Raw genomic sequence first — 16,016 nt, 5'->3', positions numbered from 1 at the left:
GTTCGTCCTGCTGACAGTCCCGGTGGCGGTGCCCGCCGGGGCGTCGGTCGATCCCCAGGGCGCGCTGCACGCCTATGCACGGGCGCGGCTGGCGGACGGGGATGGGGCGATGGGGCTGGCGGTGGACAGCTATCGCGCGGCGCTGACGCTTGATCCGGCCAGTGTCGAGGTGGCGCGGCGATCCTATGTCCAGGCGCTGGAAAGCGGCGACCGGGCGCTGGCGCTGCGATCGGCGGCATTGCTGGAGGCGCAGGGCGCGCTGCCGCGCGACGGCACGCTGCTGCTGATCGGCGAGGCGCTGGGGCGCAAGGACTGGGCGGGCGCGCGGACGCTGACGGCGCGGATGGTGGAGGAAGGGAATTTCTCCTTCCTCGCGCCCATCATCACCAGCTGGATCAGCCTGGGCGAGGGGCATTATGCCGCGCCGGTGGTGGCGGGGCAGGACCGTTTTGCCGCGCTGGCGCAGCGTTATGTCGATGAGCATGTGGCGTTGCAGGCGCTCGGGCGCGGCGATCTGACCGCGGCGGTGCCGGCGATCCGGCGGGCGATTGCCCTGCGGGGCGGGGAGAGTGCGGCGTTGCGGCTGACGCTGGCGGCGCAACTGGCAGGGCGCGGTGCGAAGGCCGAGGCGCTGATGCTGTTGCCGCCGGGCGAAGCGGCCTTTGCGCGGGCGCGGACTGACCTCGCGCGGGGCAAGGCGAAGGTGGCGGCGGTGACGCCGGTGCAGGGCTATGCCCGGCTGCTCTCGCGGCTGGCGGTTGATGTGGCGTCTGACCCCAGCGGCTCGGCGATGGGCATCCGGCTGGCGCGGACCGCGACCTTTGCCGATCCGGGCGGGGCGGAGGCGCAGCTGGCGGCGGCGCGGCTGCTGAGTGCGGGCGGGCTGGCGCAGGGTGGCATAGCCGAAGCGCGCAAGGTGCCGGTCGATGGCTGGTATGGCGCGCTGGGGCAGGCGGAACTGGTCGATGCGCTGGCGGCGGCGGGCGAAACGCAGGCGGCGCTGGCGCTGGCACGATCGCTGGCGGCGGAACCCGGTGCGGGGAGCGAACGGCAGGTGCGGCTGGGGCGGTTGCTGGCGGATATGGATGATTTTGACGGCGCGGCGGCGGCGTTCCGGGCGGCGCAGGCGGGCTATGGCGAGGGTGAACTGCCCTGGGCGCTGCTGCTGTTCGAGGGGAGCGCACTGGAACAGGGCAAACGCTGGGAGGAGGCGCGGGGCGTGCTGGAGCGGGCGGCGGCGCTGGCCCCCAATGAACCGATGGTGCTGAACTATCTGGGCTATGCGCAGATCGAGCGGCGGCAGAATGTGACGGCCGCGCTGGAACTGATCCGCAAGGCCAGTGCGCTCAAACCCCAGGATGCCTCGATCGCCGATTCGCTGGGCTGGGCGCATTATGTGACCGGCGATGTCGCGGGCGCGGTGCCGGTGCTGGAGCGCGCGGCGGCGGGTGCGCCGGGCGATGCGACGATCAACGAACATTTGGGCGATGCGCTGTGGAGCGCGGGGCGACGGTACGAGGCGCGCTATGCCTGGGCGGCGGCGTCGCTGTTCGCGCAGGGGGATGGCGCGGCGCGGATCGCCGCGAAGGTCGAGCAGGGATTGAAGCCAGAATATGCCGCACCCTGATCTGGACGCGGGTCTGATGATCGAAACCGCCTATGCCAAGGTCAATGTCGCTCTGCATGTGCGGGCGCGGCGGGACGATGGCTATCATGCGCTGGAAAGCCTGTTCGCCTTTGCCGAGCATGGCGACCGGCTGAGCGCGGTGGCGACCGATGACGGGGCGATCGACCTCATCATCGACGGGCCGTTCGGCGGGGCGCTGGAGGCAGGGCCGGGCAATCTGGTGGTGAAAGCGGCGCGGGCGTTGCAGAGCTATCTTGGCGACCAGCGCGGCGCGGCGATCCGCCTGACCAAGATATTGCCGGTGGCGTCGGGCATTGGCGGCGGATCGGCAGATGCGGCCGCGACGCTGCGGTTGCTGGCGCGGTTGTGGGACGTGCGGATAGAGGCGGAGGAACTGGCGGGACTGGCGCTCGATCTGGGGTCTGACGTCCCGGCTTGCGTCGCCAGTGTGACGCAGATGGTGACGGGGCGCGGCGAAGGGCTGCGGCGGCACTGGGTCGAGGGGCTGGAGGGGATGCCGATGCTGCTCGTCAATCCGGGGGTCGGCCTGTCGACGGCGCAGGTTTTCAGCGGTTGGGACCGGGTGGATCGCGGGCCGCTGGATGCGGCAAGTCTTGAGGCGCTGGTGGCGCAGGGGCGCAATGATCTGGAAGCACCAGCCGTCGCGGCGGCTCCGGTGATTGCGCAGGTGTTGACCGCATTGGAGGGGCATGAGGGGTTGCGGCTGGCGCGCATGTCGGGGTCCGGCGCGACCTGCTTTGCGCTGTTCGACAGCGATGCGGCCATGGCCGACGCGGCGATGGCGGTGCAGGCGGCGCATCGCGACTGGTGGATGATGGAAACGCGGATCAGGGCGGCATGAGCGAGGCTTTCACCCAGATTGACGGCGGCGGTCTGGACGTGCTGATCATCGCCGATCATGCGTCGGCGCGGGTGCCGGACGATATCGACCTGGGCATCGACCCGGCATTGCTGGCCAATCATATCGCCATCGACATCGGCGTGGCGGAGGTCAGCACTCTGCTGGCTGCGCAACTGGGCTGCACCGCAATATTGGGCGGTGTATCGCGGCTGGTGATCGATCTTAATCGCGAAGCGGATGCGCCGGGTCTGTTGTCGGTGATGAGCGACGGCCATGCCATTCCCGGCAATCGCGACGCCGATCTGGCGCAGCGGATGGTGCGTTTCCACCACCCCTATCATCATCAGGTCGAGCGGCTGCTGGCGGCGATGACCGCGCCGTTCATCCTGTCGGTGCATAGCTTCACGCCGCATCTGGCTAGCGATCCGGGGCAGCAACGGCCTTGGGAGATTGGCGTGCTGTATAATGAGGATGATCGCGCTGCGCGGATCGCAATCCCGTTGCTGGAGGCGGCGGGGCTGATCGTCGGGGACCAGTTGCCCTATTCGGGCAAGCAATTGAACGCGACGATGAACCGCCATGCCGAGGCCAACGGCATCCCCTATCTGGGGATCGAGATGCGGCAGGATCTGGTGGGGGACGCAGCGGGGCAGCGGCGCTTTGCGGATATTTTAGGGCCAGTGGTGCTGGCTTGCCGGAGTGCGCTGACGTGAGACTTTTGCTGGTGGGATGCCTGTTGCTGGCGGCCTGCGGCGGGGAAAGCGGCAAGCTGGGCAATGAGGTGCGACCAGAGCAGGCTACGGGGCCAGTTGATGACGGCAAGGCGGACTGCGCGATTGGCGCGGATGCGGCCTGGGCGCGAGATTGCCTGATCGAGCGGGCGGGCGATCTATTGACGATCCGCCATCCCGACGGCGGTTTCCGCCGCTTCCGGGTGCTGGCTGATGGGCGCGGGCTGGAGGCTGCTGATGGCGCGGAGACGGCGCGGTTGCAGATCGTCGAAGCCGGACTGGTCGAAATCCGCATTGGCGGCGACCGCTATCGCCTGCCCGTGAAGGTCGCCGGATCGGCGCCATGATTGCCGGAACACCAATCCTGACCGCCGCGCAGATGCACGCAGCCGAACAGGCATTGTTCGATGCGGGTGTCGATGATTATGGATTGATGGAAAAGGCAGGCGCGGCGGCGGCGGAGATTATCTGGCGCGCAGGCGGGTTTCGCGACACGCTTGTCCTGTGTGGGCCGGGCGATAATGGCGGCGATGGTTATGTGATAGCCCGGCTACTGCGGGCGCGGGGCGTACCGGTGCGGGTGGCGGCACTGGGAGAGAGCGGCACGAAGTCCAGTCGCAGGGCGCTGGCGGCGTGGGACGGGTCGGTCGAAGATGTGGCGAATGCTGCGCCTGCAACGCAACTGGTCGATGCGCTGTTCGGCACGGGCCTGTCGCGGGGGCTTGATCCCATGGTGGCGGCGCGGCTTTGCGACCTGACCGGCGCTGCCAGCCGCAGCTATGCCATCGACCTGCCGAGCGGCGTGGATACGGACAGCGGGGCGCTACTGTCTGCGGTGCCGCATTTTGGCGTCTGTATCGGGCTGGGGGCCCTCAAGCCTGCGCATCTGCTCTATCCTGCTGCCGGGCATGTCGCCCGGCTGGTCTGCGCGGATATTGGCATCCCGGCGTCGGACAGGGTTCACCGGCTGATGTCGCCAAGGCTCACCGCGCCGGGAGCGGAGGATCATAAATATACGCGCGGGCTGGTTGCCGTGGTCGGCGGCGCGATGGCCGGGGCAAGCCTGATGGCGGCGCAGGCGGCGGCGCGATCGGGCGCGGGGATGGTGCGACGGCTTGCGGCGGATGACCTGCGCCATGGGGCCAATGCCATCGTGACGCAGGAGGCCGGGACAGTCGAAGCGCTCCGCGATGGGCTGAGCGATGCACGGCTGGCGGCGGTGCTGGTCGGGCCGGGTCTGGGGCGTAACACTGTGGCGCGATCGCGGTTGGATGCTGTGTTGGGCTGTGGGCATCGGCTGGTGCTGGATGCGGATGCGCTGACCCTGATCGGGGTCGATCAGATACCGGACTGCGCGATCCTGACCCCGCATGAGGGCGAATTTGTCCGGCTGTTCGGCGACCTGCCGGGCAGCAAGATCGACCGGGCGCGGGCGGCGGCGGAGCGCAGCGGCGCGGTGGTGATCTACAAGGGGGCGGACAGCGTGATCGCAGCGCCCGACGGTCAGGTGGCGGTGGCGTCGGGCGGGTCGCACTGGCTATCGACCGCCGGCACTGGCGATGTGCTGGCTGGGCTGGTCGCCGGGCGGCTGGCGGTGACCCGCGATCCATTTCGCGCGGCGGGCGAGGCTGTGTGGCTGCATGGCGATGCCGCGCGCCGGGCGGGCGCGGCTTTTATCGCCGATGATTTGCTTGCTGCGCTGCCAGCGGCTATCGCGGCGCGATTGTGACCGACACTGACCCAGACATCATCATCCGCATCGCCGCCAAGGGCGATGGCATCACCGCCGACGGCCGCCATGCCGCGCTGACCGCGCCGGGCGACCGGCTGCTTGCCGATGGCACGACCATCGCCGGGCCGCATCGCGTCGCGCCGCCCTGCGTGCATTTTCCGACCTGTGGCGGGTGCGAATTGCAGCATGTGAACGAGTTGAGCCTGGCCGATTTCATCACCGGGCGCGTCGTCGGCGCGTTGGCGGGGCAGGGCGTCGTGGCGCAGACTGTGTTGCCGCCGCATATTTCGCCACCGATGACGCGGCGGCGGGCGTCGCTGCGCGCGGCGCGGGCTGGCAAGACGATCACGATCGGCTTTGCCGAAGCGGGCAGTCATACGCTGATCGATCTTCAGATGTGCGACGTGCTGGACCCGCGCCTGTTCGCGTTGCTCGCGCCGTTGCGCGGGCTGCTGCGGCTGATCCTGCCGGACAAGCGGGCGGCGCATGTGCGCATGTCGCTGATCGACCAGGGCGTCGATCTGCTGCTGGAGGGCGTGAAGGTCGAGGGGCTGGCGGCTGACGAAGGGCTGGGCGACTTTGCGCGGACGCATGGGCTGGCGCGGCTGACGATCGATGAGGGCGACGGGCCGCAGACGCGCTGGGAGCCGGAGGCGGCGACGGTGACGTTCGGTGGTGTGCCGGTGGCCTTCCCGCCCTTCTCCTTCCTGCAAGCCACGCCCGATGGCGAGGCGGCGCTGGTCGCGATGGTGCGGGACGCCATGCCGGAGACGGGCGCAGTGGCCGACCTGTTCTGTGGGCTTGGCACGTTCGCGCTGGCGCTGGGCGCTGGGCGACCGGTCTATGCGGCGGAGGGTGCGCGCGACGTCGTGCTGGCGCTCAAGCTGGCGGGACAGCGGGCGCAGCGGCGGATGGTGGCGGATCATCGCGACCTGTTCCGCCGCCCGCTGACGCCTGAAGAGTTGAACCGCTTTGCCGCCGTGGTGATCGACCCACCGCGCGCGGGGGCGCGGGAGCAAGTGATGCAACTGGCGCAGTCGAACGTGCCGGTGATCGCCTATGTGTCTTGCAATCCGGCGAGTTTCGCGCGGGATGCCGTGCATTTGCTGGCGGGCGGATATAGGCTGGATCAGGTGCGCCCGGTCGGCCAGTTTCGCTGGTCCACCCATGTCGAGATGGTGGGGATATTCCGCCGATAAAAACTGTCCCTCGCTGCGGGGGGACGCAGCGAGGGACAGGCACCCTCTCCAAAGGGGAGCTTGAGCCTTTTAGCCCAGCTTGATGACAGTCGCGCGACGGCGGGCGGGCGCGGGTTCGGCGTAGAGGCTGGCCATCGGCTCATCCGCTACCTCGACCACGGTTTCCGCGGTGAAGCCGTTAAAGCCGGTGCGCATGGCGCAGCCATAGGCACCCAGCATCCCGATTTCGATATAGTCGCCGGTGGCGACATCGTCGGGCAGCATGAACGGGCCGACCATATGGTCCATATCGTCGCAGGTCGGACCATAGAAGGAGAAGCCGGTCATCGCCGCGTCGCTTTCCTCGTCGCGCAGCAGCACGACGGGGAAACGCCAGCCGATATGCGCCGCATCGAACAGGGCGCCATAGGCACCATCGTTGATGTAGAGTTCGGTGCCGCGACGGCGCTCTACCCGGACGATGATGGAGCTATATTCGGCGGACAGCGCCCGGCCGGGTTCGCACCAGAGCTCGGACGAATAGCTGACCGGCAGGCTTTCAAAGCCGCGATGGATCGCGTCGAAATAATTTTCGAGCGCAACCGGCTCCATGCCCGGATAGACCGACGGGAAGCCGCCGCCGACATCGATGATGTCGACCGTGACCGCCGCATCGACGATCGCCGCGCGGACCCGCTCGATCGCGTCGCTATAGGCCTGTGGTGACATCGCTTGGCTGCCGACATGGAAGCAGATGCCAAGGGCATCGGCGGCCTGGCGGGTGGCCATCAGCAATTCGCGGGTTTCGCCCAGTTCCGCGCCGAATTTCGACGCGAGGGACAGTTCGCTATGTTCCGACGACACGCGCAGGCGGACGCACAGTTCCAGATCGGTCGCATCATTGGTGGCGCGCATGATCTTTTCCAACTCGTCGATCGTGTCGAGCGAGAAGGTGCGCACGCCATGGACGGCATAGGCTTCAGCAATGGCTTCTTCAGCCTTGACCGGATGCATGAAGCAAAGCTTCGCGTCCGGCAGCGTTTCCGCGACAAGGCGCACTTCCGCGATGGAAGCAACGTCAAAGTGCGAGATACCGCTGTCCCACAACGTCCGAAGCAAATCGGGCGAGGGATTAGCCTTTACAGCATAAAGCGAGCGCCCCGGAAACTTCTCCACGAAGAATCGGGCAGCGCGGGCCGCAGCCTGCGGGCGAATCAGCGTTACCGGTGCTGCCGGTGTGAGGGTGGTCGCTACCCCCAGCGCGCTAGGATGCTTGTGCAATTCAAGGGACCTCCAGTGTCGTTCATGGGCATAAAAAGCTGCCTTGCGGTGGAAGTCCCATGGGGCAGCGGACGGTCGCTATATGCGTAGGGGTCCCCCCTGTAAAGCGCATGTGTAAATTTTGTTGCGCGAGGGGCCATGAAGCGTGGCTCAGGAGAGGCGAGCCTTGAAATCCTGATAGGAAAAGGCGCGAATTTCCCTGAGTTTGTCGGTGGTTGAGTCCCAGAGCCAGATGGCGGGCAGGGGGACGCCGTTGAAGGTGTTGGTCTTGACCATCGAGTAATGCGCCTGATCAAGGAAGGCGATGCGCGCGCCCGGTTCCGCGCCGCCGGGGATTCGATAGTCGCCGATAATGTCGCCTGCCAGGCAGGACGGTCCGCCAAGGCGCGTCAGGGGGCCGTCAGAGCGCTCATGGAGCATCGCGGGGCGATAGGGCGCCTCGATCACGTCGGGCATGTGGCAGGTCGCGGAGATATCGGTGATGGCGACTTCCATGCCATTGTCGATGACGTCGAGTATCTCGCCGACAAGGATGCCCGCGTCGAGCGCCATCGCTTCGCCCGGTTCCAGATAGAGGGTGAGGCCGGTCTGCGCCTTGACGCCCTGGAGGAAGGCGATGAGGTCGTCGCGCTGGTAATCGGCGCGGGTGATGTGATGGCCGCCGCCGAAGTTGAGCCATTTGAGGCTGGCGATGTGCGGGAGGATATGCGGCTCGACCGCCGCCCAGGTGCGTTCGAGGGGGCCAAGATCCTGTTCGCACAGATTGTGGAAATGGATGCCGTCCACACCAGTCAGATGATCGGGCGTCAGCTGGCTGACCGGGAAGCCCAGGCGGCTGTGCGGCTGGGACGGGTCATATTTGGCGACTTCACCTTCGGGGTTTTGCGGGTTGATGCGCAGGCCGATGTCGAAGCTGTGCCCGGCGGCGCGGGCGGCGTCGATCTGCGGTTTGAAACGGGCGATCTGGCCGGGGCTGTTGAAGATGACATGGTCGGAGATTTTCAGGATTTCGGCGAGGTCTGCGGGCTTGTAGGCGGCGCAATAGGTCGCGACTTCGCCCTGATACTCCTCGCGGCCAAGGCGCGCTTCGTAGAGGCCCGACGCGCAGACGCCGTCCAGATATTCGCCCACGACGCTGCCCAGCGACCACATGGAAAAGGCCTTGAGCGCCCCCAACACCTTGATGCCCGCGCGATCGCGGACGTCGGCGAGGATGGCAAGGTTGCGCCGGATCGCGGCCTCATCCACCACGAAGGCGGGGGATGGGACGCGATACAGGTCGAAATGCGCGAAGGCGGCGGGATCGCCGGCTTTGGTTTCCATGAAACATCCTCCGCCACATCGTCACCCCAGCGAAGGCTGGGGTCTCACTTCTTTGTGGCGCAACAGAAAAGGGCGATCCCAGCGTTCGCTGGGATGACGGGGTGTCAGAACGCCAGCGGGGCGTCCAGTTCCTTTACCTGCCACGGAAGCCCATGCTTGTTGAGCATGTCCATGAAGGGATCGGGATCAAACTGTTCGATGTTGAACACGCCTTCGCCTTTCCATGCGCCGGTCAGCATCATGGCCGCGCCGATCATGGCGGGGACGCCGGTGGTGTAGCTGACCGCCTGATTGCCGGTTTCGGCATAGGCATCCTCATGATCGCAGATGTTGAGGACATAGACGGTTTTCTGCACGCCATCCTTGGTGCCGGTGGCGATGTCGCCGATATTGGTCTTGCCCTTTGTCGTCGAACCCAGGCTCGACGGTTCGGGCAGCACGGCCTTGAGGAACTGGAGCGGGATGATCTCCTTGCCCTCATAGATGACCGGATCGATCCGGGTCATGCCGACATTCTGAAGGACTTCCAGATGCTTCAAATAAGCTTCGCCGAACGTCATCCAGAAACGGATGCGTTTGATTTCGGGATAGAATTTGGCAAGGCTTTCCAGTTCCTCATGATACATGAGGTACATGTTCTTGGGGCCAACCTGATCGAAGTCGAAGCTCTGCTTGTGGCTGAGCGCCGGGCCTTCGACCCACTCCCCGCCTTCCCAGTGACGCGAGGGCGCAGTCACTTCGCGGATGTTGATTTCCGGGTTGAAATTGGTGGCGAAATGCTGGCCATGGTCGCCGCCGTTGCAATCGAGAATGTCGAGCGTATCGATCGTGTCGAGCAGATGCTTCTTGATATAGCTGGCGAACACGCTGGTCACGCCGGGGTCGAAGCCGGAGCCGAGCAGCGCCATGATGCCCGCTTCCTTGAAACGATCCTGATAGGCCCACTGCCAGCCATATTCGAATTTGGGCGTGTCGCGCGGTTCGTAATTGGCGGTGTCGAGATAATCGGTTTTGGTCGCCAGACAGGCGTCCATGATGTTGAGATCCTGATAGGGCAGGGCCAGATTGACGACCAGCTTTGGCTGGACCTTCTCGATCAGGGCGATGGTGGCCGCGACATCGTCGGCATCCACCTGCGCCACGTCGATGGTCACGCCGGTGCGAGCGAGGACTGATTCGGCAACCTTCTCGCAGCTGACGATGCGGCGGCTGGCGAGGGTGATGTGCGAGAATATATCGCTGTTCATCGCCATCTTATGCACCGCGACCGACCCGACGCCGCCCGCGCCGATGACCAGAACCTTGCTCAATCTCGTCTCCATATGCTGTGCGCGGGCGTCCCGCGAAAGCGCCCATATAGGGGCTTGGGATGACAGCGCAAAGACGCAGTGCAATTGCCTTGTCTTCGCCCATGTCCTTTAGGTCATGCCTGCATCCATCAGCCCGCCTCAGGCGTATCTGCGGCGCATCCTGACAGTCTTGGGATGCCAAGATATTGGAAGGATGCCCCCCAATGAAATTTTCTCCCATGACGATCGCCCTCGCCAGCATGATATTGACGGCCAGCGGTGGCGGGATCGCTCAGGCGCAAATGGCCAAGAACCCGATGGTTGGCGGCGCGGCCATGTATCCCACCAAGGATATTGTCGATAATGCCGTCAACTCCAAGGACCACATCACGCTGGTTGCCGCGGTGAAGGCTGCAGGTCTGGTCGATACGCTCAAGAGCGCCGGGCCGTTCACCGTGTTCGCGCCTACCAATGCCGCTTTCGCCAAGCTGCCCGCCGGCACGGTGGATACGCTGCTGAAGCCGGAGAATAAGGCGACGCTGACCGGCGTGCTGACCTATCATGTCGTGCCGGGCAAGATGAACGCTGCCGACATTGCTGCCAAGGCTGCGGCCAACGGCGGCAAGGCCGTGCTGACTACTGCGCAGGGCGAAACATTGACCGTGTGGCAGAAGGGCAATGACTGGTATGTCACCGACGCGAAGGGCGGATCGGCCAAGATCACCATCGCCGACGTCAATCAGTCCAACGGCGTCATCCACGTCATCGACACGGTATTGATGCCCTGATCCCTGTCAAAATGATGTGATGGCCGACGGGCCGATGGCTTCCCCCCCTTGCCATCGGCCCGTTTGTTCACGGGTCAGAAACTCGCGCCGTCGACCTTCGTGATAGTCAGCGTGTCGATGTCGATCGACGGGACGCAGCGCAGGTTGATCGCGCGCATCGGTGCGCTGGCGGACTGGCCGAGCGCGAAGGGCTGGGTGCCGCAGGTGCGGCAGAATTGATGCGTGATGGCGTGCTTGTAGAAATGATAGTCAGTCAGATGGTCTGCGCCGCTGTCCAGCGCGAACTGGTCGGCGGGGACGAAGGTCAGGACCAGCCCCTTGGCATGGCAATGGGAACAGTTGCAGGTCATCGCTTGCGTCGGCGCGTCGGTGGCGACGGTGAAGGTGACTGCGCCGCAGTGGCAGTGTCCGGTATAGGGCATGGTGTGGGTTCCTCTCTGCGATGGAGGATAGTCAGCGGACCAGTTTCCGCAATCCCTCCACCGTATCCGCCTCCGCCGACGGTTTGTCGCGCCGGATACGGGCGATCCTTGGGAAGCGCATGGCGAGGCCCGATTTGTGGCGTTTGCTGTCGTGGATGGAGTCGAATGCTACTTCCAGCACCAGCGTCTTTTCCACCTCCCGCACCGGGCCGAAGCGGGCGACCGTGTTTTGGCGGACGAAGCGGTCGAGCCATTTCAACTCCTCGTCGGTGAAGCCGCTATAGGCCTTGCCCACGGGGTGCAGCTCTCCGTCCGCTGTCCAGCAGCCGAACGTATAGTCCGAATAAAAGGAGGAGCGTTTGCCGTGGCCGCGCTGGGCGTACATCATGACGCAGTCGGCAGTCAGCGGATCGCGTTTCCATTTATACCAGAGCGCGGCCTTGCGCCCGGCGACATAGGGGCTGTCGCGGCGCTTGAGCATGACGCCCTCGATCGCGGCATCGCGGGCGCCGGCGCGGATATCGGCGAGGGCATCGAAATCGGCGGCGTCGATGATGGCGGAGAGGTCGAAGCGGGTGGCATCGAGGTGCGGCATATAGGCTTCGAGCCGGGCGCGGCGTTGCGCCCAAGGCAGGGCGCGCAAATCTTCGTCGCCTTCGAGCAGCAGGTCGTAGAGGCGGACGAAGGCGGGGTAGTCGGTCTGCATCCTGGCGCTGACCAGCTTGCGACCGAGCCGTTGCTGCAGGGCGTTGAAGCTGGCTGCCGCCTCTCCACCCTGAAACTCGCCGCGCACCAGTAACTCGCCATCCAGCACGGCATGGCCGGTGAAGGCGGCGGCGATTTCGGGGAAGCTGGCGGAGATATCGTCGCCTGCACGGCTGTAGAGGCGGGTTTCGCTCCCCGTCCCGACGATCTGGATGCGGATGCCGTCCCATTTCCATTCGGCGGCATAATCCGCCAAGTCCACGCTGTCGGCTTCGAGCGGGTGGGCGAGCATGAAGGGGCGGAAAAAGGGCGTGCCGGCCGGATCAGGGCGGGCGGCACGGCCTTCGGCCCAGTCGAACAGGGCGGTGTAGGGTGGGGAGAGGGCGTGCCAGACCTGTTCGACATCATCGACGTCGAGGCCAAATGCCTGCGCGAAGCCGGTCTTGGCCAAGCGGGCGGAGATGCCGACGCGAAGCCCACCGGTGGCGAGTTTGAGCAGGGCGAATCGGCCAGAGGCGTCGAGTTGGTCCATCATCTGTGCAAGGGCATCGGGCGCGGCGGCGCGGCTGGTGGCGTGGAGGCGATCGACCACGGTCGCGAGCGTCAGCGTGCCATCGTCCAGATCGGGCGGTTCGCCCGGCGGCGGGGGCCAGAGCAGGGCGACGGTTTCGGCAAGGTCGCCGACATAATCGCGGCTCATTTCGTAGAGAACAGGATCGACGCGGGCGCGGATCATCTCACCAATGGCGGAGGATTTGACCGCCTTGAGGTCCAGATTGCCGGTGAGCGCAGCCAGCGCCCAGCCGCGATCCGGGTCCGGCGCGGCGCGGAGATAGGCGGCGATCAGCGCGAGTTTGCCGTTGCGGGAGCGGGTATAGACCAGGGCGTCGAGAAGTTGGGAGAAGGGTCTCATCGAGAGACACCCTGATCTGTTCGGGCTGAGCGAAGTCGAAGCCTTCTACTGAGCGGAGCGAAGGGGCTTCGAGTTCGCTCAGCCAGACCCTTCGACAGGCTCAGGGCGAACGGATTATGGAGCATAATCACCCTTCCTCCTCCTCATCGTCGCGCCCGACCAGGGCCAGGGCGCGGGCGCGGATCTGGTGGGTCATGCACCAGTGGAGCAAGGCTTCCTCGCGCCCGTGGGTGATCCAGGTTTCGGTGGGGGCAACCTCGCGGATCGTGTCGGTCAGTTCGTCCCAGTCGGCATGGTCGGACAGGATCAGCGGGAGTTCGACATTCTTCTGCCGGGCGCGCTGGCGCACGCGCATCCAGCCGGACGCCATCGCGGTGATAGGATCGGGCAGGCGGCGGCTCCAGCGGTCGTTGAGGGCGGAGGGCGGGGCGACGATGATCGCGCCGCGCATGTCCTTTGCTGCGACGCCTGTGGCTGGGCGCAAATCGCCCATCTCGACACCGAGTTCGACATAGAGATTGCACATGCGTTCCATCGCGCCGTGGAGGTAGATCGGGTCGTTGTGGCCGCGCGCGCGCAGTTCGCAGATCACCCGCTGCGCCTTGCCCAGCGCATAGGCGCCGACCAGTACGGAGCGGTCCGGGTTGGCGTGGAGCGCGGCAATCAGCCGGTCGATCTCGCTGCCCGTGTCGGGGTGGCGGAATACGGGCAGGCCGAAGGTCGCTTCGGTGACTAAAATGTCGCAGGGGACCGGCTCGAATGGCAGGCAGGTTGGGTCGGGGCGGCGCTTGTAATCGCCGGTGACGACGACGCGCTCGCCCGCATGGGTCAGGACGATCTGCGCCGATCCCAGCACATGGCCTGCGGGGACATAGCGGATGGTGACGCCGCCCAGCGCGATTTCCTCGCCATAGCCGACCGGGGTGCCCGACGCGGTGCCATAGCGCAGCGCCATGATCGCCAGCGTCTCGCGCGTCGCCCAGACATGGCCATGGCCGCCGCGCGCATGATCGGCATGGCCGTGGGTGACCAGTGCGCGATCACGCGGGACGGACGGGTCGATCCACGCATCGGCGGGGCGAACATAGATGCCGGTGGGGTGGGGTTCGATCCAATGGGCCATATAGGATCAGAAGATGTGAGAGCGCCGCCGGTTCCGCAAGCTGGTCACAGGTACGTAACGCTATCGTCACGGTGACGACGCGCAGTTGCCCTATGGGCCACGCCACGACCCGATAGCGAGGAGGCTTGAACAGCATGGCGGCACCGGCCCATAAAAAGATCACGCGCGCGGTGCATCGCCACCGTCATCTGTCCAAGCAGGGGCTGCTGGAGCGCGCCTTTACCTTTGCGTTCCGGGGTCTGGTCTATGCCCAGATCTGGGAGGACCCGGCAGTGGATATGGAGGCGCTGGCGATCATGCCCGATTGCCATGTCGTGACGATCGCGTCGGGGGGCTGCAATGTCCTGTCCTATCTGACGGCCGATCCGGCGAAGATCACCGCCGTGGATCTGAATACCGCGCATATCGCGCTCAACCGATTGAAGCTGATGGCGGCGCGGACATTGCCGGACCATGCCGCCTTCCATCGCTTCTTCGCGCAGGCGGACAGCCGGGAGAATGTCGCGGCCTATCGGGATGTGGTGGCGCCGCATCTGGACGAGGCGACGCGGCGTTACTGGGAAGGGCGCGACTTGATCGGGCGGCGGCGGATCGGCGGGTTCGCGCGCGGCATTTACAAGCATGGCCTGCTGGGGCGCTTCATCGGCGCGGCGCATCTGCTGGCGCGGCTGCATGGCGTCAATCCCCGGCGAATGCTGGACGCCACGACGCTGGCCGAGCAGCGGGTGATTTTCGAGGCCGAGCTGGCGCCGATTTTCGACAAGGCATTTGTGCGCTGGCTGACCAGCCAGCCCGCCTCGCTCTTTGGCCTGGGCATCCCGCCCGCGCAGTTCGAGGCGCTGGCCGGCGATGATCGGATGGACGCGGTACTGAAGGCTCGTCTCAAGAAACTGGCCTGTGATTTTGATCTGAAGGATAATTATTTCGCGGTGCAGGCGTTTGGGCGGGGCTATGCCGCCAATGACCCTGCAAGCGAGGGGCCGTTGCCGCCCTATTTGCAGGCCGCCAATCATGATGCCGTGCGGGCGCGGGCGGACCGGGTCGATGTGCGGCATGTCAACTTCACCGATTTCCTGCGCGACCAGCCCGCCGCGTCGGCGGATCGCTACATATTGCTCGATGCGCAGGACTGGATGGATGACGATCAGCTGAACGCGCTGTGGGCGCAGATCACGCGGACCGCGAAACCGGGCGCGCGGGTGCTGTTCCGCACGGCAGGGGAACCGAGCATCCTGCCCGGACGGGTCGTGGACGCGGTGATGGACCAGTGGGCGTATCAGGCCGAGGCGTCACGCGATTACACCGCGCGCGACCGGTCGGCCATTTATGGCGGCGTGCATCTCTATGTTTTGAGGGACGCGCAATGAGCGACCATGGACGTTTGATGGATGGCACCTATCGGTGGCAGCGGCATATCTATGATATCACTCGCAAATATTATCTGTTGGGGCGGGATGGCCTGATCGCCGATCTGGCCCCGCCGTCGGGTGGCAGCGTGCTGGAGATTGGCTGCGGCACCGGGCGCAACCTGATCGCAGTGGGCAAGGTCTGGCCTCACGCGCGGCTCTATGGCGTCGATATCTCGCAGGCGATGCTTGGCACCGCGCAGGTTGCGGTGGAGCGGGTGGGAATGGCCTGCCGCGTCAGGCTGGCGCGGGGCGATGCGGTGGATTTCGATCCGCAAGCGCTGTTCGGGCGGGCGACGTTCGACCGGGTGTTCATCAGCTATGCGCTGTCGATGATTCCCGACTGGGAGGCGGCATTGCGTCAGGCCGCGCTCTGTGTCGCGCCGGGCGGGCGGCTGGAGGTGGTCGATTTCGGGCAGCAGGAGCGGCTGCCGGGGGCCTGGCGCGCGGCCCTGTTCGGCTGGCTGGCGCGGTTCCATGTGACGCCGCGCGCGGTGCTGGGCGATGCGATCGAGGCGGTTGCGCGGGACGTTGGTGGTGAGCCAAGCGTGCGAGCGTTGTATCGCGGTTATGCGGTGCGGGGTGGGGTGGCGATAGGGCAGATGCCCTCATCCAACTTCGCCTAACTGGCTTCGC

15 protein-coding genes are annotated in these 16,016 nt (G+C 65.8%); 9 read left to right on the top strand and 6 right to left on the bottom strand.

The features are described from left to right. Positions 1 to 7 precede the first annotated feature (7 nt). Genes KRZ98_RS18500 through KRZ98_RS18475 form a run of 6 tightly spaced genes read left to right on the top strand, consistent with a single transcriptional unit; the run spans position 8 to position 6,151 of the window. A complete protein-coding gene (locus KRZ98_RS18500) occupies positions 8 to 1,627 on the top strand; it encodes a tetratricopeptide repeat protein (RefSeq protein ID WP_217674960.1) in 1,620 nt (539 codons plus the stop codon). Further along, positions 1,614 to 2,489, top strand: a complete 876-nt coding sequence (locus KRZ98_RS18495) for a 4-(cytidine 5'-diphospho)-2-C-methyl-D-erythritol kinase (protein WP_217674906.1) — start codon at positions 1,614 to 1,616, stop codon at positions 2,487 to 2,489. The genes KRZ98_RS18500 and KRZ98_RS18495 overlap by 14 nt, the downstream gene beginning before the upstream one ends. Beyond that, positions 2,486 to 3,202, top strand: a complete 717-nt coding sequence (locus KRZ98_RS18490) for an N-formylglutamate amidohydrolase (protein ID WP_217674905.1) — start codon at positions 2,486 to 2,488, stop codon at positions 3,200 to 3,202. Before KRZ98_RS18495 ends, KRZ98_RS18490 begins: the two co-directional genes overlap by 4 nt. Then, on the top strand, positions 3,199 to 3,567 hold the full coding sequence (locus KRZ98_RS18485) for a hypothetical protein (protein ID WP_368389853.1): 369 nt from the start codon (positions 3,199 to 3,201) through the stop codon (positions 3,565 to 3,567). The genes KRZ98_RS18490 and KRZ98_RS18485 overlap by 4 nt, the downstream gene beginning before the upstream one ends. Further along, on the top strand, positions 3,564 to 4,949 hold the full coding sequence (locus KRZ98_RS18480; protein ID WP_217674903.1) for an NAD(P)H-hydrate dehydratase: 1,386 nt from the start codon (positions 3,564 to 3,566) through the stop codon (positions 4,947 to 4,949). Before KRZ98_RS18485 ends, KRZ98_RS18480 begins: the two co-directional genes overlap by 4 nt. Next, the gene (locus tag KRZ98_RS18475) at positions 4,946 to 6,151 is read left to right on the top strand and encodes a class I SAM-dependent RNA methyltransferase (RefSeq protein ID WP_217674902.1); all 1,206 of its coding nucleotides are present in this window, start codon (positions 4,946 to 4,948) and stop codon (positions 6,149 to 6,151) included. The genes KRZ98_RS18480 and KRZ98_RS18475 overlap by 4 nt, the downstream gene beginning before the upstream one ends. Positions 6,152 to 6,220: 69 nt before the next feature. Here KRZ98_RS18475 and KRZ98_RS18470 read toward each other — a convergent pair whose 3' ends face one another. From KRZ98_RS18470 to KRZ98_RS18460, 3 genes are all read right to left on the bottom strand, one after another. Next, the gene (locus tag KRZ98_RS18470) at positions 6,221 to 7,411 is read right to left on the bottom strand and encodes a type III PLP-dependent enzyme (RefSeq protein WP_217674901.1); all 1,191 of its coding nucleotides are present in this window, start codon (positions 7,409 to 7,411) and stop codon (positions 6,221 to 6,223) included. A 150-nt stretch (positions 7,412 to 7,561) separates the two neighbouring features. After that, positions 7,562 to 8,734 carry a carboxynorspermidine decarboxylase gene (locus KRZ98_RS18465; protein ID WP_217674900.1) on the bottom strand — a complete coding sequence of 391 codons (1,173 nt, stop codon included), beginning with the start codon at positions 8,732 to 8,734 and terminating at the stop codon, positions 7,562 to 7,564. A gap of 104 nt (positions 8,735 to 8,838) precedes the next feature. Continuing rightward, positions 8,839 to 10,044 (bottom strand): saccharopine dehydrogenase family protein, encoded by a 1,206-nt coding sequence (locus tag KRZ98_RS18460; protein ID WP_217674899.1) that lies wholly within the window; start codon positions 10,042 to 10,044, stop codon positions 8,839 to 8,841. A 203-nt stretch (positions 10,045 to 10,247) separates the two neighbouring features. Between KRZ98_RS18460 and KRZ98_RS18455 the strand changes: the two genes are divergently transcribed. Beyond that, the gene (locus KRZ98_RS18455; RefSeq protein ID WP_217674898.1) at positions 10,248 to 10,811 is read left to right on the top strand and encodes a fasciclin domain-containing protein; all 564 of its coding nucleotides are present in this window, start codon (positions 10,248 to 10,250) and stop codon (positions 10,809 to 10,811) included. Positions 10,812 to 10,885: 74 nt separating this feature from the next. Here KRZ98_RS18455 and KRZ98_RS18450 read toward each other — a convergent pair whose 3' ends face one another. The 3 genes from KRZ98_RS18450 to KRZ98_RS18440 all read right to left on the bottom strand — a co-directional run bounded on the left by KRZ98_RS18450 (position 10,886) and on the right by KRZ98_RS18440 (position 13,974). Then, positions 10,886 to 11,233: a GFA family protein gene (locus KRZ98_RS18450; protein WP_217674897.1), complete on the bottom strand. Its 348-nt coding sequence runs from the start codon at positions 11,231 to 11,233 to the stop codon at positions 10,886 to 10,888. 31 nt (positions 11,234 to 11,264) lie between these two features. After that, positions 11,265 to 12,851: a cisplatin damage response ATP-dependent DNA ligase gene (locus KRZ98_RS18445; RefSeq protein WP_217674896.1), complete on the bottom strand. Its 1,587-nt coding sequence runs from the start codon at positions 12,849 to 12,851 to the stop codon at positions 11,265 to 11,267. A 127-nt stretch (positions 12,852 to 12,978) separates the two neighbouring features. After that, positions 12,979 to 13,974 (bottom strand): ligase-associated DNA damage response exonuclease, encoded by a 996-nt coding sequence (locus tag KRZ98_RS18440; protein WP_217674895.1) that lies wholly within the window; start codon positions 13,972 to 13,974, stop codon positions 12,979 to 12,981. A 134-nt stretch (positions 13,975 to 14,108) separates the two neighbouring features. Here KRZ98_RS18440 and KRZ98_RS18435 point away from each other — a divergent pair, with 134 nt between their 5' ends. After that, a complete protein-coding gene (locus tag KRZ98_RS18435; protein WP_217674894.1) occupies positions 14,109 to 15,341 on the top strand; it encodes a DUF3419 family protein in 1,233 nt (410 codons plus the stop codon). Beyond that, positions 15,338 to 16,006: a class I SAM-dependent methyltransferase gene (locus KRZ98_RS18430; RefSeq protein ID WP_217674893.1), complete on the top strand. Its 669-nt coding sequence runs from the start codon at positions 15,338 to 15,340 to the stop codon at positions 16,004 to 16,006. The genes KRZ98_RS18435 and KRZ98_RS18430 overlap by 4 nt, the downstream gene beginning before the upstream one ends. Positions 16,007 to 16,016: the final 10 nt, after the last annotated feature.

It is taken from the genome of Sphingobium sp. AS12 (assembly GCF_019097845.1).
Lineage (GTDB): Bacteria > Pseudomonadota > Alphaproteobacteria > Sphingomonadales > Sphingomonadaceae > Sphingobium.
This window is presented reverse-complemented; position numbering and strand designations above follow the sequence as displayed.